The organism is Gracilibacillus marinus, assembly GCF_042651725.1.
Classification (GTDB): domain Bacteria; phylum Bacillota; class Bacilli; order Bacillales; family Amphibacillaceae; genus Gracilibacillus; species Gracilibacillus marinus.
On the sequence record NZ_JBHSDV010000002.1, the window covers coordinates 306,647 to 326,773 of the forward strand.

General features: G+C 37.1%; 16 protein-coding genes and 1 pseudogene. 13 read left to right on the plus strand and 4 right to left on the minus strand.

All coding sequences use genetic code 11. The annotated features are described in order from the left end of the window. The first annotated feature begins 13 nt into the window (after window positions 1–13). The 5 genes and pseudogenes from ACFOZ1_RS09325 to ACFOZ1_RS09345 form a co-directional block, all read left to right on the plus strand. Complete coding sequence (locus ACFOZ1_RS09325; RefSeq protein WP_390198710.1) at window positions 14–718, plus strand: response regulator transcription factor; 705 nt, start codon at window positions 14–16, stop codon at window positions 716–718. Next, complete coding sequence (locus tag ACFOZ1_RS09330; protein WP_390198711.1) at window positions 715–1,716, plus strand: sensor histidine kinase; 1,002 nt, start codon at window positions 715–717, stop codon at window positions 1,714–1,716. The genes ACFOZ1_RS09325 and ACFOZ1_RS09330 overlap by 4 nt, the downstream gene beginning before the upstream one ends. Window positions 1,717–1,798: 82 nt before the next feature. Next, on the plus strand, window positions 1,799–2,563 hold the full coding sequence (locus ACFOZ1_RS09335; protein WP_390198713.1) for an ABC transporter ATP-binding protein: 765 nt from the start codon (window positions 1,799–1,801) through the stop codon (window positions 2,561–2,563). After that, on the plus strand, window positions 2,538–4,427 hold the full coding sequence (locus ACFOZ1_RS09340; RefSeq protein ID WP_390198715.1) for an ABC transporter permease: 1,890 nt from the start codon (window positions 2,538–2,540) through the stop codon (window positions 4,425–4,427). The genes ACFOZ1_RS09335 and ACFOZ1_RS09340 overlap by 26 nt, the downstream gene beginning before the upstream one ends. Before the next feature lie 616 nt (window positions 4,428–5,043). Beyond that, window positions 5,044–5,877, plus strand: a pseudogene (locus ACFOZ1_RS09345) (DMT family transporter); the annotation flags it as partial. 142 nt (window positions 5,878–6,019) lie between these two features. Here the strand turns inward: ACFOZ1_RS09345 and ACFOZ1_RS09350 are convergent. From ACFOZ1_RS09350 to ACFOZ1_RS09365, 4 genes are all read right to left on the minus strand, one after another. After that, the gene (locus ACFOZ1_RS09350) at window positions 6,020–6,364 is read right to left on the minus strand and encodes a hypothetical protein (RefSeq protein ID WP_390198717.1); all 345 of its coding nucleotides are present in this window, start codon (window positions 6,362–6,364) and stop codon (window positions 6,020–6,022) included. Between the two features lie 141 nt (window positions 6,365–6,505). Further along, the gene (locus ACFOZ1_RS09355; RefSeq protein ID WP_390198719.1) at window positions 6,506–7,114 is read right to left on the minus strand and encodes a transglutaminase-like domain-containing protein; all 609 of its coding nucleotides are present in this window, start codon (window positions 7,112–7,114) and stop codon (window positions 6,506–6,508) included. A gap of 238 nt (window positions 7,115–7,352) precedes the next feature. Continuing rightward, window positions 7,353–9,476: a heavy metal translocating P-type ATPase gene (locus tag ACFOZ1_RS09360; protein WP_390198721.1), complete on the minus strand. Its 2,124-nt coding sequence runs from the start codon at window positions 9,474–9,476 to the stop codon at window positions 7,353–7,355. Beyond that, window positions 9,469–9,837 carry an ArsR/SmtB family transcription factor gene (locus ACFOZ1_RS09365; protein ID WP_390198723.1) on the minus strand — a complete coding sequence of 123 codons (369 nt, stop codon included), beginning with the start codon at window positions 9,835–9,837 and terminating at the stop codon, window positions 9,469–9,471. The genes ACFOZ1_RS09360 and ACFOZ1_RS09365 overlap by 8 nt, the downstream gene beginning before the upstream one ends. A gap of 205 nt (window positions 9,838–10,042) precedes the next feature. Here ACFOZ1_RS09365 and ACFOZ1_RS09370 point away from each other — a divergent pair, with 205 nt between their 5' ends. The 8 genes from ACFOZ1_RS09370 (at window position 10,043) to ACFOZ1_RS09405 (ending at window position 20,099) form a co-directional block, all read left to right on the plus strand. Then, window positions 10,043–12,925, plus strand: coding sequence for a glycosyl hydrolase 115 family protein (locus ACFOZ1_RS09370; protein ID WP_390198725.1), 2,883 nt, complete (start codon window positions 10,043–10,045; stop codon window positions 12,923–12,925). Window positions 12,926–13,322: 397 nt separating this feature from the next. Continuing rightward, window positions 13,323–13,973: a Flp pilus assembly protein CpaB gene (gene cpaB / locus ACFOZ1_RS09375; protein WP_390198727.1), complete on the plus strand. Its 651-nt coding sequence runs from the start codon at window positions 13,323–13,325 to the stop codon at window positions 13,971–13,973. 41 nt (window positions 13,974–14,014) lie between these two features. Next, window positions 14,015–15,166, plus strand: coding sequence for an AAA family ATPase (locus ACFOZ1_RS09380; protein ID WP_390198729.1), 1,152 nt, complete (start codon window positions 14,015–14,017; stop codon window positions 15,164–15,166). A gap of 13 nt (window positions 15,167–15,179) precedes the next feature. Then, window positions 15,180–16,526, plus strand: a complete 1,347-nt coding sequence (locus ACFOZ1_RS09385) for a CpaF family protein (RefSeq protein ID WP_390198731.1) — start codon at window positions 15,180–15,182, stop codon at window positions 16,524–16,526. Next, entirely contained in the window at window positions 16,523–17,449 is a 927-nt protein-coding gene (locus ACFOZ1_RS09390; protein WP_390198732.1) for a type II secretion system F family protein, read from the plus strand. Before ACFOZ1_RS09385 ends, ACFOZ1_RS09390 begins: the two co-directional genes overlap by 4 nt. A 4-nt stretch (window positions 17,450–17,453) precedes the next feature. Continuing rightward, entirely contained in the window at window positions 17,454–18,386 is a 933-nt protein-coding gene (locus tag ACFOZ1_RS09395; protein ID WP_390198734.1) for a type II secretion system F family protein, read from the plus strand. A gap of 56 nt (window positions 18,387–18,442) precedes the next feature. Then, window positions 18,443–18,646 carry a hypothetical protein gene (locus tag ACFOZ1_RS09400; RefSeq protein ID WP_390198736.1) on the plus strand — a complete coding sequence of 68 codons (204 nt, stop codon included), beginning with the start codon at window positions 18,443–18,445 and terminating at the stop codon, window positions 18,644–18,646. Between the two features lie 46 nt (window positions 18,647–18,692). Further along, the gene (locus ACFOZ1_RS09405; protein WP_390199008.1) at window positions 18,693–20,099 is read left to right on the plus strand and encodes a vWA domain-containing protein; all 1,407 of its coding nucleotides are present in this window, start codon (window positions 18,693–18,695) and stop codon (window positions 20,097–20,099) included. The last annotated feature ends 28 nt before the right edge of the window (window positions 20,100–20,127 follow it).

Below are 20,127 nucleotides of genomic sequence, written 5' to 3' on the forward strand. Positions count from 1 at the left end.
GGATATGGTGGCTATGGAAAAAATAATGATTGTAGAAGATGACAAAAAAATCGCAGCACATCTAGCTTCACATCTCGAAAAATATGGGTATGAAGTAATTGTTGCTACTGATTTTGATCAAATTGATGTGCTTTTTCATCAAGAGAATCCGCACCTTCTGTTGTTGGATATCAATTTACCTAGTTATGATGGGTATTATTGGTGTCGCCAAATTCGTAAAGCATCGATTTGCCCTGTCATATTTTTATCTGCACGGACTGGAGAGATGGATCAAGTGATGGCAATTGAGAATGGTGGCGATGATTTTATCACAAAGCCATTCCATCCTGATATTGTAATGGCAAAAATTCGTAGCCAATTGCGCAGAGCATACGGAGAGTATGCGACAAAGTTTGAGGAAAGAGTCATTAGCTTACATGGGTTAGAGCTCTATCCAGAGAGATTAGAGCTGACATGTCACAAGCAGACAACGACATTAACAAAAAAGGAAGCAGATATTCTTGAAGTATTAATGGACAGATACCCACGAATTGCAGGACGACATGATTTGTTGGAAAAATTATGGGATGATCAATCCTTTGTCGATGAAAATACATTGAATGTCAACATCACACGGGTAAGAAAGAAATTTCAAGAAATCGGAATCGAACATGCAGTGGAAACAGTAAGGGGTGCGGGGTATCGTATGCGTATTACATGGAGAGAAGGGACCAAATGAGACTATTTTTGCGAGAACATATCGGGTATATCGTCTTTCATCTCAGTCAATTAGCGCTTCTATCTTTATTATTTTACCTCGATGGCTACAGAGGCATGAATGTCATCATCTATGCTAACTTTTTGTCTACAGTAGTGCTTATTGCCTTTTTAATCTATCGCTATCATAGTCGTCGCAACTTTTATATGAAATTAGAAAGTACATTACAATCACTTGATGCTTCCTTAGAAACGACAGACCAAGCACCTGTTGCCGAATCACTTGATCAATTATTGCGAACACAATATCAGCTGTATCAAGACAAATTGCAAAGAGCAGAAGAACAACAGGATGAGCACCTTTTATTTATGGATCGTTGGGTGCATCAAATGAAAACACCATTGTCCGTGATTGAATTGACCGCACAAGGGTTAGATGAACCAGAATCATCTAGTATACGTGAGGAGACAGATCGGATGCGGGATGGTCTTAACACCGTTTTGTATATGGCAAGGCTTCGGACAATTGAAGGGGATTTTCATATTATGCCAGTCGTACTATCTAAGCTCATTCGGGAAGTGAATGTAGAAAATAAACGATTTTACATAAGAAATGAAGTATTTCCACAAATCATCGAGCAAAAAGAAGGCATTACAGTCGAAACAGATGAGAAGTGGCTTTTCTTTATTTTGACACAGCTCGTACATAATGCAGTGAAATATTCGGCAGGGAGCGCGAATCATATTCACATTTCTTTATACGAAAGGTCAACAAATGTCGTACTGGAAGTGAAGGATTTCGGTGTTGGGATACCTATAGCAGATCAAAAACGGGTATTTCACAAATTTTATACAGGGGAAAATGGACGTACATACCGAGAGTCAACAGGGATGGGCTTATATTTAGTGAAAGAAGTTATGAATAAATTAGAGCATAGAGTAGAGTTAGAATCTGTTGTTGGAGAAGGGACTATTGTGCGTATCATTTTTACAGAATCACAAAACCTTACAAAGGTGTAAGGTTACTGAAAGCATAATCGATAGTTCCTATGTGCGGATGCCACTATACTTACATTAAGAACAAGAAAAAAGGAGAATGATGATGCTGAAAGTAACCAAAGTAAGCAAAGTATATGAAGGTAAAGTAGCGTATCGCGCATTAACAGATATCCAATTAGAAGTAGATAAGGGCGAGTTTGTCGCAATAATGGGTCCCTCAGGTAGTGGAAAAACAACATTATTAAATATTATTTCCACAAACGATACGCCAACAACCGGAACAGTGGAGATTGAAGGGAGAAATCCACATATTCTGAAGAAAAATGATTTAGCAAAATTCAGACGAAATGAATTAGGCTTTATTTTTCAAGATTTCAATTTGCTTCACACATTAACAGTCGAAGAAAATATCGTCTTACCACTCACATTAGAAGGTGTCAGTGTAAAGGAAATGAAGAAAAAAGCAAAAAGAATTGCGGATAGTTTAGGGATTGCTTCTATTTTAGCAAAACGAACTTACGAAATATCTGGTGGTCAAGCGCAACGTGTGGCAATTGCTAGAGCGATGATTCACCAACCTAAATTGTTATTGGCAGATGAACCAACAGGGAACCTTGATTCAAAAGCATCCAAAGACGTGATGGGGATGCTTGAGTCCATTAATAAAAGGGAAAATACAAGTTTGTTAATGGTGACACATGATCCACAAGCTGCTAGTTATTCCGATCGTGTTATTTTTATACGTGATGGAAAGCTACATGCAGAAATCTATTGTGGGGAGAGTAGACAAGCATACTTCCAGAAAATCATTGACATGCTTTCATTGATGGGAGGCGATAATAATGACTTTTCGTCAGTTCGCCTTTAAGAATGTACTTAGGAATAAACGGTTATATATCGCGTATTTCTTAAGTAGCTTATTCACTGTAATGGTCTTCTTTACTTTTGCTATTTTTGCATTTCATCCAGCATTAGCAGATATCCATGAAAATGCGTTAATTGGGATGGGCGTTGCTGGTGGTATTATTTATGTCTTTTCTTTCTTCTTTATTTTGTATTCGATGAGTGCTTTTTTGCAATCGAGGAAGAAAGAATTTGGGCTATTACTCATGCTTGGTGCATCAGACAGACAAATCAGATGGATGGTGTTCCTTGAGAATATGTTTATCGGAATCGCATCAACTGTTGCTGGAATCTTAAGTGGTTTGTTGTTTGCAAAAGCGATTCTATTAATTGCAGAGAATGTATTGATTATTGACGAGTCTCTATATTTCTATTTCCCAACAATGGCTATTATCGTGACACTAGTTAGCTTTGTCGTGTTATTTTTCTGTATCTCTATACTCGTCACATTTATTTTACGTACAAGCAAATTAGTCGATTTAGTTAAAGGGGATAAGCAGTCTAAAGGAGAGCCGAAAGCATCTATTATTTTGTCCATTCTAGCTGCACTTCTATTAGTAGCTGGCTATGTGACGGCAATGTATGCAAAAGGTGCCGAGGTTATATTTGTAATGATTCCTGTCGTGATTGTCGTTATTCTCGGCACGTATCTATTATTTACACAATTAAGTGTATACATCATTCGATTACTTAAGAAAAACAAACTAGTATTCTGGCATAAAACCAACATGCTATTATTTTCTGATTTATCATTTCGAATGAAAGATAATGCACGCACATTTTTTATGGTTGCAATTATCTCAACAGTCGCTTTCAGTGCGGTAGGGACATTGTTTGGATTTCACGCGTATTTAACTAAAGGGGTAAAAGAGTATACACCATATGCGATTACGTATACACCATTTGGTGATGATACAGAGGAAGAAATCGAGCAAGATATCGAACAATTGCATACGATATTAAAGGAAAAGCAAATCAAAGCACAATCAGCACAAATGACTGAAACCAATTTTGAAATCAACAATGTCGATTCAGATGTACTTGTAGTAAAAGCATCTGATTATAATAATTTTGCTAGATTAATAGGTGAAGAAGAAGTGCATCCTAGTAATGATGAAGCATTGATTATGGAGCAAGGTGAAGCAATGATTACTCAAGGCCCCGAAGCAAGTGAACAATTAAAAAAAGGGACGATTCCTCTCCAAAATGGTGAAGTCATCAAGCCTAGTGATGTGATTCATTCTTCGGTTCTTTATGAATTAAATGGTGCGTATATTGTAAGTGATGATATATATGCTCAATTAGGGACACCGACATATAGTGATGTCACTGTTGCGATAGAATTTGAGGATTTAGATACAGAAAAAGTCATTCAAATTGGGGAGCGATTAGAGGAGACATTGCAATATAAGGCACATTATGTCGATTATACCCTTTACCAAATTGAAAAAGGCTATGGACCTGTCTTGTTTATTGGTTTATTCATAGGGTTAGTATTCTTTGTCTCAGCAGGAAGCTTTCTTTACTTCCGTGTATTCACAGATTTTGAAGCAGAAAGCCAAAAATTCCGCTCTATTTCACGAATTGGTTTAACAGATCAAGAGCTTTCGAAAGTATTAACGAAACAGTTAGCTATCCTCTTTTTCTCACCAATTCTCGTAGCCTTAATCCATGGTGCTGTTGCATTAACAGCATTATCACATATGTTTGATTATAATTTAGTAACAGAATCCGCGATTGTATTAGGTTCTTTTGCTGTGATTCAAGTTGCATACTTCTTTATTGCGCGATATTTTTATGTGAAACAAGTGAAGCGGAATATGGTTTGATAGGGATAGCGTTTCTAAGCAGGCGCTTTCGCTTTTGAATCGTCTAGCTGAAGCGCCCAGAAACTAGGAGACTTCACGAATCAACGATCAATAAGTCATCATCGGTTCGCAAGCTCACCGTGATTCCTTTATTTCTGTTGATGCGTTCTAGTCTCTACGTTTCTAAACGGGCGCTTTCGCTTTTGAATCGTCTAGCTCAAGCGCTCAGAAACTAGGTGGCTTCGATAATCAACTATCAACATAGAAGACTTACCTCATGTGGATACATGAGGTTTAGTCGCACTTGTACTGGTGAGTATAAGTCATCATCGATTCGCAAGCTCACCGTGATTCCTTTATTTCTGTTGATGCGTTCCAGTATCTACGTTTCTAATCGGACGCTTTCGCTTTTGATGCAATTTACTTGCTTCTTCTTTCTTTCTGGCATACGATAATCTTATTTGCGTAGTGAAATAAGGTTAGGGCTTATCTTCATGGGAGATATGTCCTTTAAGATGTTTTGCTAGTAATTAGTGGGAGATGACAGGTGTTGAAAAAACTTTTAATCAATCCATTGTCAGCTGTATTCATTGCTGTTTTTTGTTCGATACTTTGGGGGAGTGCATTCCCTGTTCTCAAAATAAGTTATATCGAACTACAGATGGCGGCTGATGATGTGATTGCGAAAATGGTATTTGCAGGCATTCGCTTTTTAATAGCTGGGGTACTTGTATTACTTTGTTTATTTTTTATTGATCGAAAACAACTGCTTGTGACGAAAAAGCAGTTACTTGTGTTAGTACTACTAGGTGTGATTCAAACAGCACTACAATACTACTTTTTCTATAATGGGTTAGCGGTTGTATCAGGTATGCAAGGGTCTATTTTATCATCAAGTGGGGTCTTTTTGACTGTAGTACTTGCACATTATTATTACAAAAATGACCGTCTGACGAAGCAAAAGTGGCTAGGGATTCTTGCAGGATTTGTAGGGATTGTCTTGGCAAATTGGGGCCAGTCGTTTGAGTTGAGTTTTAGCTGGGATGGGGAAGGATTTATGATTCTTTCTGGATTGACTAGTGCGATTGCAACAATTATGGCGAAGGAACTAGCAACAGGGATCCACCCATTTGCTATTACTGGTTGGCAACTTACATTAGGTGCGATTGTGTTATTACTAATCGGGTATCCTCAATTGCAAGAAGGTGCGATTACATTTACACCATTTGGCTGGGGGTTATTATTGTACTCTGCACTCTTATCTGCAGTTGCTTTCGCGCTTTGGTATTCCTTATTAAAATACAATAAAGCGGGTAAAATCACGATGTATAAATTTATCGTTCCAGTGTCTGGTGTGTTATTGTCTGCGATGTTTATTAGTGGTGAGACACTCAATATCATGATACTCGCATCCATTGTGATGGTGGCGTTCGGAATTATTATTGTGAATTATCGGAAAGCAGAAAAATAGTTGTACAAATAATGAAGCTAGATCCAATGCAACATGATATTCCATTGGATCTAGCTTTTTTAGGGTTATGTGAAAAGGTTATTGTTGATATAAGAGTGGAAAATTAGTAATAGTGTCTATAACTAAAGCACTTTTTTCTGCTTTATCCATACAAAAAATATATTGCTAGCGTAATTAGCAAAAATACAAATATACTTTTCATTCTGTTTTTTCTCCACATATCAACTACTGATACAATGCCACCTACTGCGAGTATGATAATTCCAACCAAGTTGATTATTTCTGATAGAAGAATACTTCCAATTTGAGATATCAACATACCAGTATAAATAAAACCAATTGTGAAAACGAATCGGGGTTTCTTAAAATCGCTTTTTACGGATTTTTTATCATGTACATCCATTTTTAGATAAGTTCTGATTACCATAAAAATAGGTATTCCCCACATAATAAGAAATGTAACCAATTTGTCACTATCTATACTCAAATAATCCCCCTCAAATCTGAATCGATTTTTAGTATTCTTATTTGTTACTGAACTCTAATGCACTATAACGAAAGAAGGCTAATACCAGTTATGAAACATTCGTGCCGTTAGTTCAAGAAATATGTGGACATAATTGTATGATTATAAAGCGTCAGGTAAATGATTTATATACATTTTTAAAGCATTTGTGTTTGATTCTAAAGTAGCAATAGTTTTCTCAGTAGGTGAAGTATATATGATGGGATAGTCTCTTTCGTCAAACTCTTCTCGAATTGTGAATGCTAAAATTTCCTCATTTATAGAAAATTCAGCTTGCACTCCTGGTTTATTTCCACGAACATCTAACCGTATCCAACGATTCAAGGATTCTATATATACACCATTCAATGTATGTAAACAATAACCCTCTTCAGGCGTATCAAATATCATCAATCTTTGATAACAAAAACCAGTTGGAATATTTACAGCTCTTAATATAGCTGCTAATAAATTTGATTTCGCATAACAGATACCTTCTTTATATTTAAGAACCTCGGATGCTTTGCAGGTTACCCTTGTACTTTGTATATCCCAGGAATGAGATATTTCATCTCGTACAAATTCGAATGCTGTTTTAACTTTCTCTAGCTCTGATAATTCATCATTAAACAATACATTTATTTTCTCTTGAATTAAAGGGTGTGAATAATCAACAGTTTCTAATTCTTCTATATATTCTATTAAATTTGACGACTCAGGAACTAATTGCATGGAAATCCCCCTCTCGTTTGCATAATTATACAATAAATGAAAGTTTATTCAAATGTTTTTATGAGGATAAACTACCCCCGTTAGCAAATATTCACGAGTAAAATGAATCGAACGGAGGGAGTTGAATAAGCATCAGTACTTCCTGAAATCAATAATCGACAACTAAACTTAGCAAAACCTTCTTAATAATTATTTAGTTAATATACGTATGGAAATTAGCATAGATTGTAGGTTCACTTCAGACACTCCCACTTTTATACTTCATCAATCTCAAACTATTCAATGTCACGAGTAATGTTGCTCCCATATCAGCGAATATGGCGATCCATAGTGTTAACCAACCTGGTACAACTAGTAGTAGCGCAACTAATTTAATGACTAAAGAAAAAGTGATATTTTGTTTAATAATCACTAGTGCTTTCCGACTTAAGGAAATAGTGTATGGCAATTTATTTAAATCATCCGACATAAGAGCAATATCCGCTGTTTCGAGTGCCGTATCCGTTCCAGCGCCACCCATTGCAATACCAACATTTGAGGCTGCTAGTGCAGGAGCATCATTGACGCCATCACCGACCATTGCAACACGCGGATATTTTTTTCGAAGTGCTTTTACAAAATGTAATTTATCCTCAGGAAGTAAATTTGCTTGTATATCGGATACCCCTACTTGACGCCCGATTTTTTCCGCGGTACGTTTATTATCTCCTGTTAACATCACTGTTTCGACACCCATCTGATTCAATTGATGAATGACTTCTTTCGATGATTCTCTTACTTCATCAGCTACTGCAATAAGCGCACCTATTTCTTTTTCTGTTCCTACAACCATGACCGTTTTACCTTCAGATTGTAATGCGGTGATTTGTTCTTGCACATGTATCTCCATGGATAAGTGATCAAAAAGCGCAGGACTTCCGACATAATATTGCTCTAAATCCATGTGTGCTTTAATCCCTTTCCCTGTGAGGGATTGGAATTTCTCTATTACTATATGATTAAAAGGTACTCCGGCTTCATCTGCCTTTCTAGTGATGGCACTAGCAAGAGGGTGATTCGAGCCTTTTTCCATTGCTGCTGTTATTGCCAACCATTGCTGTTCATTACCACTATATGTCAAGATATCTGTGACAGTCGGGGTCCCTTTTGTTAATGTCCCTGTTTTGTCAAAAGCTATTGCTTGGAGTGAGCCTGTTTCTTCTAAGTAAATGCCACCTTTAATAAGCACACCATTTTTCGCTGCATTTCCAATTGCAGTCACAATAGTGATAGGTGTAGAAACAACTAAAGCACAAGGACAACCAACAACTAATACAGCCAATCCCTGATACAACCATTCACTAAAATCACCACCGAAGAATGGTGGAATGACTGCAATGAGGAAAGCGAGAATGACAATAAATGGCGTGTAGTATTTTGCAAATGTATCAATAAATGCTTGAGAAGGAGCTCGTTCTGCTTGTGCTTCTTCTACCAAATGGATAATTTTCGCTAATGTAGTATCTTCTACTCGCTTCGTTACTTTTACTTCAAGTAACCCTTCTTCATTTAGTGTCCCTGCAAAAACCTCATCTTCTACTGTTTTAGATACTGGCACACTTTCTCCAGTAATCGCCGCTTGATTTACTGTCGAGGTTCCCTTTACGACGATGCCGTCCATTGCTAATTTTTGCCCAGGTTTAACTATCATCAGATCTCCAATTCGTATAGCATCCACAGGCACCAACATTTCTTGATTGTCCCGGAGAATCCATGCTTCTTTTGGCGCAATGTCCATTAATGATTCAATCGATTGTCGAGCTTTGTCCATCGAATAGCGTTCTAATGCTTCGCTAATTGCAAATAGAATGACAACAGTTGCTCCTTCACTCCATTCCCCAATAATCGCTGCACCTATAATTGCAATGGTCATTAATGTATGCATATCGAAGTGTAACGTACGCAAATTTTTCAGGCCTTTCATAAATAAAGCATAACCACCAATAACGATAGATAATCCATAGCCAATTGTAGGAATCAGTGAATCGTCACCTAATTGCATTGCTAGAAACCAACTAATCACAAGTACTAATGCAGAAATGTATACTTTACGATTCGCCTTTTGCTTCCAAAATGGTTCTCGAGCTACTCTTTGTTCGTTTTCATTGCGAACTTTTAAATTTTCAAATGCACCTGCTTGTTCTAATTGCTTAATTGTTGTATTTCCATGTACATAGATTTTAGATGCACCAAAATTTACTTTTGCATGATGCACACCAGGTAGTTCTTGCACATTTTTTTCAAATTTAGCTGCACAATTAGCACAAGAGAATCCTTGTACACGATATGTTGTCATTTCTTCTTCTGTAAGTTGATTAGACATGAACTTCCCTCTCTTTCTGGTGTGCTAATGCGATTATCATAATTTGTTCAATATGTGCGTCATCTAATGAGTAAAAAGCTAACTTGCCCTCTTTTCTAAATTTCACGATTCCTTGTTTGTGTAATGTACGCAAATGATGGGAGGCAGTCGCTATCGATGATTCGATTACATTTGCAATATCACAGACACATAATTCCTCGTCTTGGCAAAGGGCAAAAGTAATTTTAGCTCTATTTTCATCAGCAATTGCTTTTAACATTTGTGCGACACCCCGTATATTAACAGATTGTAAGGCACCTTGTATGCGGTTCACCTTCTCCTCGTCATAACAATAGATATCACATGTATCCTTCTTCGTCATTTTCTCACCAACCTTATTCAAATGAATGTTTGAATATAGTATACAATAGATGAAAAAATATTCAAATAGGCATTTGAATAATAAATCTTCATTTTTCTCATCAAATCCTTTGAAAACTATATACAATTACGCACAAAAAGGAAAGCGTATACAAAATAATTTAAGCTAGATACAAATAGTTTTTAAATAAAGGTGGGAGCGAATCATGTTCAATCTGACAAGTAAAGATCATCAAGCACTATTTTACGTCGAAAAAGAAGCGTACAGTGGTGTCAGGAAAATTGCTCAAAAAGTGATGGCAGACATTGCACTTATTTTTGATAACAAACCAACGGAAACGTCTGATAAGAGTGAATTGGCATCAACAGCTATTATTTATGGAACGATCCAACATAGCCCAATTCTCGATCAATTAGAGAAAAATAAGCAAATAGATTTAACCAAAGTACGAGGAAAAAGAGAAGTTTTTCTAATCCAAACAGTGAAAGAACCGATTCCTGGAGTGGAGAACGCGTTAGTCATCGCAGGTAGTGACAAGCGTGGAACTATTTATGGCTTGTTCCATTTGTCGGAATTACTAGGTGTATCGCCACTTGTGAATTGGTCGAATGTAAAGCCGGAGAAAAAGACGCAATTCACATTAGAAGAAGCGTTTCAGTATGTATCGAAAGAGCCTTCTGTCCGATTTCGTGGGTTCTTTATTAATGATGAATGGCCTGCATTTGGTAATTGGGCAATGGAACGTTTTGGTGGGTTTAACGCGGAAATGTATGCACACGTCTTTGAATTATTACTCCGTCTAAAAGGGAATTATTTGTGGCCAGCAATGTGGTCAGCAAGATTTAATGACGAAGGACCAGGCCTACAAAGTGTAGAGCTTGCGGATGAATTAGGTGTTGTGATTGGTGCATCCCATCATGAACCGTGCTTACGGTACGGGGAAGAATATAAATATCTCAGAGGGAAAGATTCGATTTATGGTGATGCATGGAATTTCATTACGAATCGACAAGGCATTACAAAATTTTGGGAAGATGGGTTAAAACGCTGTGGCCAATTTGAAAATGTGATTACAATTGGCATGCGAGGGGAGCAGGATACTTCGATTATGGGAAAAGATGCGACATTACAAGATAATATTGACTTATTACGTGATGTTATCGAAACACAGCATCAATTAATCGAAGAACATGTCGATGCCAATTTAAAAGAGGTACCACGAATGCTCGCGTTGTACAAAGAAGTAGAACCATTTTATTATGGGGATGAAAATGCGAAAGGTCTGATCGAAACAGATTTGTTAGATGATGTGATTCTGATGCTTTGTGATGACAATCATGGGAATTTGCGCACATTACCAACAGAAGAAATGCGTAAGCACAAAGGCGGATACGGTATGTATTACCATTTCGATTATCATGGAGGGCCGATTTCGTATGAGTGGGTGAATAGTTCTTATTTACCTAAGATATGGGAGCAAATGTCGATGGCTTATGATTATGGTGTCAGAGACTTGTGGGTGGTGAATGTTGGAGATATAGCAACACAAGAATTTCCGCTGTCTTACTTTTTAGACTTAGCCTATGATTTTGACAAATGGGGAACAAATGCAATTAATCAAACGGATGTATACACAAGGCAATGGATCCGAAAACAATTTACAGGGAAGTTCACAGAAGACCAATTAGAGAAGGCAGTAGAACTCATCAATGGGTATACGAAAATCGCTCATCGACGTAGACCAGAGCATGTGAACGCACATGTGTATCATCCTGTGCATAACGAAGAGGCAGATGACTTACTTGCAATGATTGATGATTTGCTTGAAATAGCAGAGGATTTATATCAAAAGGTAGACGCAAGTGATTTTTCTGCATTCTTCTCCCTTTTATATTATCCTGCTGTCGCGAACCTGAATGTACATAAATTATGGTTGTGGACAACAAAGAATCATGATGCAGCGGAAAAAGGGAAACTAGCAGCAAATAGCTATGCAGAAAAAATAAAAGAATGCTTAGATCGAGATAAAACACTTGTCGAAGAATACCATACAATCGATGATGGCAAATGGTATGGGATGGGCCTTTCAGAACATATTGGTTTTGTAAATTGGAATGAAGATGAGTGCCAATATCCCATTGCAATGCATGTGTTTCCAAAAAATAAAGAGAGATTGCTAGTGGAAATAACAGGGACTGGTGAGCAAAGTGAAGGAAGCTTATGGCACACACATCATTTACATTTAAAAGATTTCTTGCAATATGACAAAGCGAGCGCATCGTTTACGATAAGTACACTTAGTGATAGAGAGACAAGCTTTACCATAACATGTGAGGAAGACTGGCTCCATCTGTCCACATTGGAAGGCATACTAGATGCAAAGAACCACACTGTGAGGATAGAAGTTACTGTTGACAGAGAGAAGATACTAGAAGAGACAGAAGGGAACATTTACGTGAAGACACCAACAGGAATGTGCACGATTCATGTGCCAGTTCGACCGATGTATCTAGACAAATTACCTGATTACACGTTTGTCGATACTTTAGGATATATCTCGATAGAAGCAGAGCATTTTGTTTCCAATAAAGCAAGCGTGGCTAACAGTGGTGAGCATCATCAATTTGAAGTCATCCATGGATATGGGAAAACACTGTCTGCAATAAAAGCATTTCCGACGACAGCTACTTATCTTAAGCCATCTGATGCACCATATGTGGACTATTCCTTTGTCGTATCGAAAGCAGGAGACTACACTGTTCAATTGTATATGCAACCATCGAATCCTGTAGCTTACGATACGACAATCTATTGTCATCTCCAACTCAATGATGCACAACCAGAAAAAGTCCTATTATTACCGAAGCACTATCGTGTAGATGATAAGGATTGGGCAGTAGGTGTATTAAATCATATTCGTATAAAAGAAGTACAAGTAGCATGCCGAAAAGGACAGAATACCTTGCGAATCTATGCAGGAAGCCCGGGATTTGTCCTCGAAAAAATCGTCCTCTATCCACTTGGCAAAGAACCGTTACAAAGTTATTTAGGACCAAAAGAGACGTATTACACAGGTAAAGTATATTAATCACTATGCCGAATTTTTTCTATGTAAATAATAGAAAAGGTTCGGTTTTTTTCTATATTCAAAAGTAGGAGAAATAGTCCGAATTAATCATCTCGCATTCGAGATATCAAGGATTACACCATTTTCACAAAAAAAATAAAAATGGTAAGATAGAATCATTTTTTATAAAAAACGGTTTAAAACGCCTAAACAAGTGGTAGTTATTTACAGACTTTGAAAGACTATCAACATGTTTTTATAAAAATGTAAATGTAGAAAATTGTAGAAAAAAGTTCCATAGTCATTTGTAACTAATTTGTGCATTTGACAAATTTTTGTTGTTGTTAGAACATAGTAAACTGATAAAAGTGTGAACAATTTGTGAATAACAGAGTCATGAAGATAAGGAGATCCACAGATGATAGAGTCAAAGAAAAGAGCAGGAATATTTTTTATACTAGCATTTATATTAGCACTTGTTGCAGGATACCTTGTATACGAAAAAGTAAAAGAGTTGAATGCAGAACTTGGTGGAATGACAGAAATCTATGTGGCAAAAGGAGATATCGCCTCAAGAGTACTGTTACAAGAGAATCAACTCACAGTGATGGAAATTCCTAATAAATTCGTTACAGATTCACACATCACGGATATAGCAGAAATTAGAAATAAAGTATCTGTTGTCCCATTAAGTGCAGGGGATATGTTGACAAAGAATATGATTAAGCCAGTATCCAATCTAAAAGATCAGAATCATAGACTAGTCTCCATCCACAGAACAGAGAACATTCAATTTGACCAAGTGATTGAAGCGCTAGATCGAATTGACATTATTGTATCCAGTGATGAAGAAACAACGACATTTTTAACAGATGTCCCTGTCGTATATGCGCAAGGAACAGAGGAGAATTTCCAAGGGGTTGCTGTTGAGTTATCTACAGAAGATGCAGAAAAGTTAATCCATCAACAAAATTATGCGGAATATATTCGTATTTTAAAAGCAAATGTAGGAAATGACGCACAAGTGAGTGGGAACGATCAAGAAGAGACAGAACAAGCGAAAGAGTAGTACATAACTATAACGCATGTATGTAGCCAAGGAGAGAAATCATGAGTGAACAGTTAGATATATTAATTGTTAGTGAAGAAGAAACGATAACCAATCAAGTGCTAAACTCCATTAATAGGGAGGAAAATAGTGTAACTGTAATTGAATCGAAAGATGTATCGAGAGAAATCAATCGCCAGACAAGGGATTTTGTCATCTTTATTCAAGCAAATACTGATTATGCTGTGGAACAGGTCCAATATGTGAAATCGATTCATGCCCTTACCTATGTGATTTTCTTAGCGACAGATTCTGATATTAGTTTATTACGGAATATCATGCGTGCAGGCGCAGAGGAATTCTTTATTTTGCCTGATGAATTGAGTTTATTTATTAGCCGTTTTCCAACGATGCAACAAAATTACAAATTAAGAGTCCATTCAGATCAAGAGTCGGCTGTTGTTTTTGGGCGTGGTCGTGGACAGATTTATGCATTTTATAGCGGAAAAGGTGGCACAGGAAGAACAACGATTGCTTCTACTTTTGCCCAAACGATTAAATTGGAATCAGCAGCAGAAGTATTGTTAATTGATTTGAATCTCCAGTTTGGTGGAGTCGAAACAATCATGTCATTAGAAACCAATCGATCACTTGTTGATTTGAAACCTGTCATCCATGAATTGAATGAGAATCATATTAGAAATGTTTCACAGACAGAGAGTCATTCTAAATTAGAGATACTCATAAGTCCAACAGATGCAGAAGCGCAAGAAATCATTGATGGAGACTTTATTAGTCGCTTATTACGAGCATGTCGACGTTCCTTTGATTTCTGTATTGTTGATTTGCCATCTGCCATTGACGAGAATACTGTCACAGCGATGGAGGAGGCGGATAAGCTCTATTATGTACTCCATGCAGATACGCCGTCATTAAAAGTATTAAAGCATTTTGAAGAGCTAAGTGAACGCTTAGGAATGGACTTAAAGTCAAGCATGGAAATCATTTTAAATCAAACATCAAAAGAAATGGAACTGAAAGAAAAGGATTTAAAAGAATTAGTTCGATATCCGATTACAGCATCCATTAGGAAAGACTATAAGAAAGTGCAGACATTTATGAATAAAGGTGAGCCCATTCGTAAAGCACAAAAGGAGAAGCTCATCCCTTTTTCCAAAGATATTCGCAAGTTCGCCAAATCGGTTTTAAGTTAGGAGGTGTGTTCGGATGGCATCATTATTTGACCGACGAATCAATCAGACAATTACAACAAAACCGGTTAACAGTGAAAATAATCAGTATATTGAAGGACTTGTCGAGCATTACAAAAGTCGATTGTTAAGAGATACGAATTTAGAAGCATTAACAAGTTTAAGTCAAGGCGAGATGAGACTTAAAATTGAACAGTTAGTTTCTCAGTTCATGTCAGAGGAAAAAGTTATTATTCCAAGACAAGAAAAAAGCCTTTTGATTAGTCGAATATTAGATGAATCTGTTGGCTTTGGCCCTTTAGAACCGCTCATTGCAGATGAATCGATTACAGAGATATTGATTAATGGACATGATGAAGTCTATATTGAACGATTCGGTAAGTTAGAACTAAGTACGATTACATTCAGAGATGATGAGCATGTCAGACATGTTGTCGACCGAATTGTTGCACCAATTGGAAGAAGAATTGATGAGAGTTCGCCAATGGTTGATGCAAGATTACCTGATGGAAGTCGTGTGAACGCAGTAATCCCACCAGTTAGTTTAAATGGGACACTTGTTTCGATTCGTAAATTCCGAAAAGAACCTTTTCAAATCGAGGATATGCTCCAATTCCATACATTCGATCAACAGATGGCAACATTCTTACAAGCTGTAACCAAATCGAAATTGAATACACTTATCTCAGGCGGTACAGGTTCTGGTAAGACAACATTACTGAATGTATTAGCAGCACATATCCCGCATGGTGAGAGAGTCATTACAATTGAAGACTCTGCCGAACTAAGACTTGATCGTCCGAATGTAATCGGAATGGAAGCAAGGTCTGAGAACGTGGAAGGAAAAGGGGAAATAACCATCCGTCAATTAGTAAGAAATGCGCTGAGAATGCGTCCAGACCGAATCATTGTTGGGGAAGTCCGTAGTGGTGAAGCATTTGATATGTTACAAGCAATGAATACAGGGCACGAAGGTTCGATTACAACAGTCCATGCTAATTCCACAGATGATGCATTACGGCGTGTCGAGGCAATGGTCGTTATGGCAGGGTTAGAACTCCCAGCAAGAATCATCAGGGAATACATTGTTGGCGCATTGGATATTATTGTCCAAGTCACAAGGCTGACAGATGGAACACGTAAAGTCGTTGCAATCTCTGAAGTCGTGCAAGATACGGATGGAGAGCATCGTATTAAAGAGATTTTCACATTCAAACGCACACACATGACAGAAAAAGGAGAAATAGTCGGACACTTTACACCAACAGGCTATATTCCACAATGTTTAGAAAGACTGCAGACATTTGGTAATGATATTACAGAAGCACTTTTCACCCCTCAAAAAGAGGAGGTTCGCGTATGATTCCAATGATTGTCACAACACTTGCTACACTATGTTTTATTTTGTTCCTAGCATATTTCTTAGATTACAGAAGGACAAAACGAACATGGCGCAAAAAGGCAGAAGATTTCTACAAACCAGATCAAGAAAGAAAAAGTTTTATTGTCTTAATTGGAGATAAATACGACCATTCAGAAATGGCTGAGCCTATGTATGGAAAGCTCAAACAAGCAAATATCCCTTTTACTCCATCTGAATTTATTGCAGCACAATTTGTTGCATGTATGGGAATCATCCTTTTATTAGTCAACATGTTTAACCTGAAATTTTTGATTAGTATATTTTTATCTTTGTTGCTTGTAGAAGGTGGAAAAAGGATTATGTTCCTTGTTAGAAAGAACAAGATGAATGAGAGATTAGTAGAGCAGTTACCAGAGATTTGTAGAATACTTGCAAACTCTACACGATCTGGAATGACATTAAATCAAGGCATTCAGATGGTCGCACAAGAAATTGCCAACCCAGCAAAAGTAGAATTTAAGCAACTAGCACATGAACTATCATTAGGAATTCCATTTGATATGGCAATTAAAAAAATGGAATCACGTGTCAATAACAAGGAATTTAAACTATTTGTTGCGACAATTCTGATTCAGAAAAAAGCGGGTGGAAGCATTTCCTCCATTTTAGATGAGATGAGCCAGACATTAGATGATCGAAAATTGTTAAAGCAAGAGATAAAAACAATGACAGCAGAACAACGCTATGTAGCTATTCTTGTTCCGATTATTCCAATTTTCTTAGTGTTGATGATGAATAATATCATTGATGGGTTTCTTGATCCACTCTTTACAGGAATCGGGTTGATTTTACTCGTGTTCTTTATTCTCGGTACTGCCTTAACATTTTATTTAGTACAGAAAGTGACCAATATAAAGGTGTGAGCAAATGGATGGTTTAATCATTTTATTTATCATTCTGACGCTTTTCTTTATAGGCTTAGCGCTGAAGTATGGGTATGAATATACGGTATACAAAGGTGAGTTGAAGAAAAAGGCGAAAGAAGAGCATTATTTAGAAGATATTTTTCATAAGAAACAATCAAGAAAAGAAAAGTTAGTATCCAAAATATTTCACTATGCAGATGATTTCACATCAATTGGTCAACGCATCAACTTCTACAGTGAAGACCATGATGTCGATAAATGGCTCACAGAAGCAGGTCATCCATACCGCTTAACAACAGAAAGATTCCAAGGATTGAAGATTTTCTTTCTTATCATTGGATTAATTGTCGGTGGTGTTGCAATGATTTTGCGATTCCCATTTTCCGAGCTTACTGTCATTATTTATCCAATTGTTGGTTATTTAGCAACAATATTTTGGATTAAGTCAAAGGCTAAAAATCGGCAAGAGGAATTATCTTATCAGCTACCAGATTTCTTAGATACAATGAGTGTGACATTGAAAGCGGGTGTTGGACTTGACCAAGCATTACGCGATATTGTCCCATACTTTGAAGGGCCGGTACAAGAAGAATTCGGGCGATTTATCCAAGAAGTACAAGTAGGTGTACCGAGAACAGCCGCTTATCAAATGTTACTGAAACGAAACACAAGTAAAGAATTTCAGCTATTAATTAAAGCATTGATTCAAGGAGAAAAGTTAGGGATTCCAATATCCAAAACATTTCATCAACAATCACTAGAAATGCGAAAGTTAAAAAAAGAATTAATCAAGGAAAAAGCAGCAAAGGCATCACCAAAGGTAACGTTAATTACGACATTTGTTGTCTTACCGTCTGCCCTTGTATTAATCGGTGGCTTAATGGTATTGAATATGTTTAGTCAGAATAGTAATATCTTTGATTTATTTCAATAAGCAATGGTGACTCGTTCACCATTCCAATATAAAAAACTATTAAAGGAGAGGTAAAAATGAAAAAAATGACAGAATGGTATACAAAAGCAATGGGGTATTTAAACAATGAGAAAGGTGCACAGTCATTAGAGTGGTTAGGAATTGCAGCATTATTAATTCTAGTATTAGGAATTGTATCTACAGCAATTAGTGATCAACAAGGTGGAATTACAACTATCATTTCTAATATCATAAGCAAAATTCAAGAGATGGTAGGTTAATTGTATATCGGAATGTGCTTTTCACGGGAGGTTTATTTTGTTGAAAATGAGAATATGTCTAACGATGTTATGTTTCGCTCTCTTAATTGGTTGTAGCGAGGAACCGAAAGCACCAGAAGAAGATGCTTTAGATGCTGGGACTGTCATTACACCAGATGAAGAACCAGATACGACGCAGGAGGAAGAACCAGAAGACGCCAATCAAGAAACAACAAGTGAAGAAAATTTTGATACAGAGCCTTTGCCGACTACCATGGAAGAATTAGCAAAGGAACCACAAGGCGAGTATGCACGTGAAATATACAATAACAAAGATGGCGTCATGCTTGAAGGTGCGCAATTAATCGAAGCGTTAGGAGAGAATGCGCCTAGTATAAGTGAGCAACCTACTGAGGCAGAAATAGACCATTTTTTCCGTGAATCATTAAAGCTTGTGCAGGATGACTTCATTGGAGAAGAAGAAATTTTAACACAATTAAAATTTCAATTATTGGGAACACCTGAAGTAGAGGACCCTAGATATGCCTTTAAAGAACAATTAAATATTAGTATTTTACTAGATGCCTCTGGTAGTATGGCACAACCCATTGGCAATAAAACAAAAATGGATGTGGCCAAAGAAACCATAACAGCCTTCATGGAAGAACTACCAAGTGATGCGAATGTAGCACTACGTGTCTTCGGTCATGAGGGAACAGGTGCAGATAGTGATAAAGCATTATCTTGTAGTAGTTCAGACATCATTTATGGGTTTGATTCTTACGATAAGGCAGCATTTGCAGAGTCATTGTCATCTGTTAAACCTGCAGGATGGACACCAAATGGCTTGGCTTTACAAAAGGCACAAGAAGATTTGCAAGCATTTGATGGAGAAAGTAATACGAACATCGTTTATCTCGTGAGTGATGGCATCGAGACGTGTGAGACAGAGCCTGTCAAAGTAGCGAAGACATTCTATGATTCGAATATCCAACCAATTATTAATGTTATTGGATTTGATGTTGATGGAGAAGGACAAAACCATTTGAAAGAAATTGCTACAGCTGCAGAAGGAATTTATCAAACAGTGAAAGACCAAAAGGAGTTAGCAGCGGAATTTGATAAAATCAATGATCTGGCAGAAGCATGGGCGACGTGGAAAGAAAAAGGCATGGAGAAGCTCGAGCTAAAAGAGTCACAGAATAGCATTGATATTTTTGTGCATACAACCATAAATGGTCAGCGTTTATGGGAAGAAGAGGACTCACTTGAATATTTGTTTGATGCTTATTTGACAACAAATCAAATAACGGAAGACACACATAAAGCATTACGTGTAATCAATGATGAATACCATGATGCAATGAGAGTAGAGAATAAAGCATTAAAAGATAAATTGGAAAAATGGAACGAAAATTCCTTCAAAGATGCGATAGCAGAGCTAGAGAAGAAGTATAATCAAAATCAGGAGTAAGTAGTGTATATAGGGTGGGGTTTTTCCC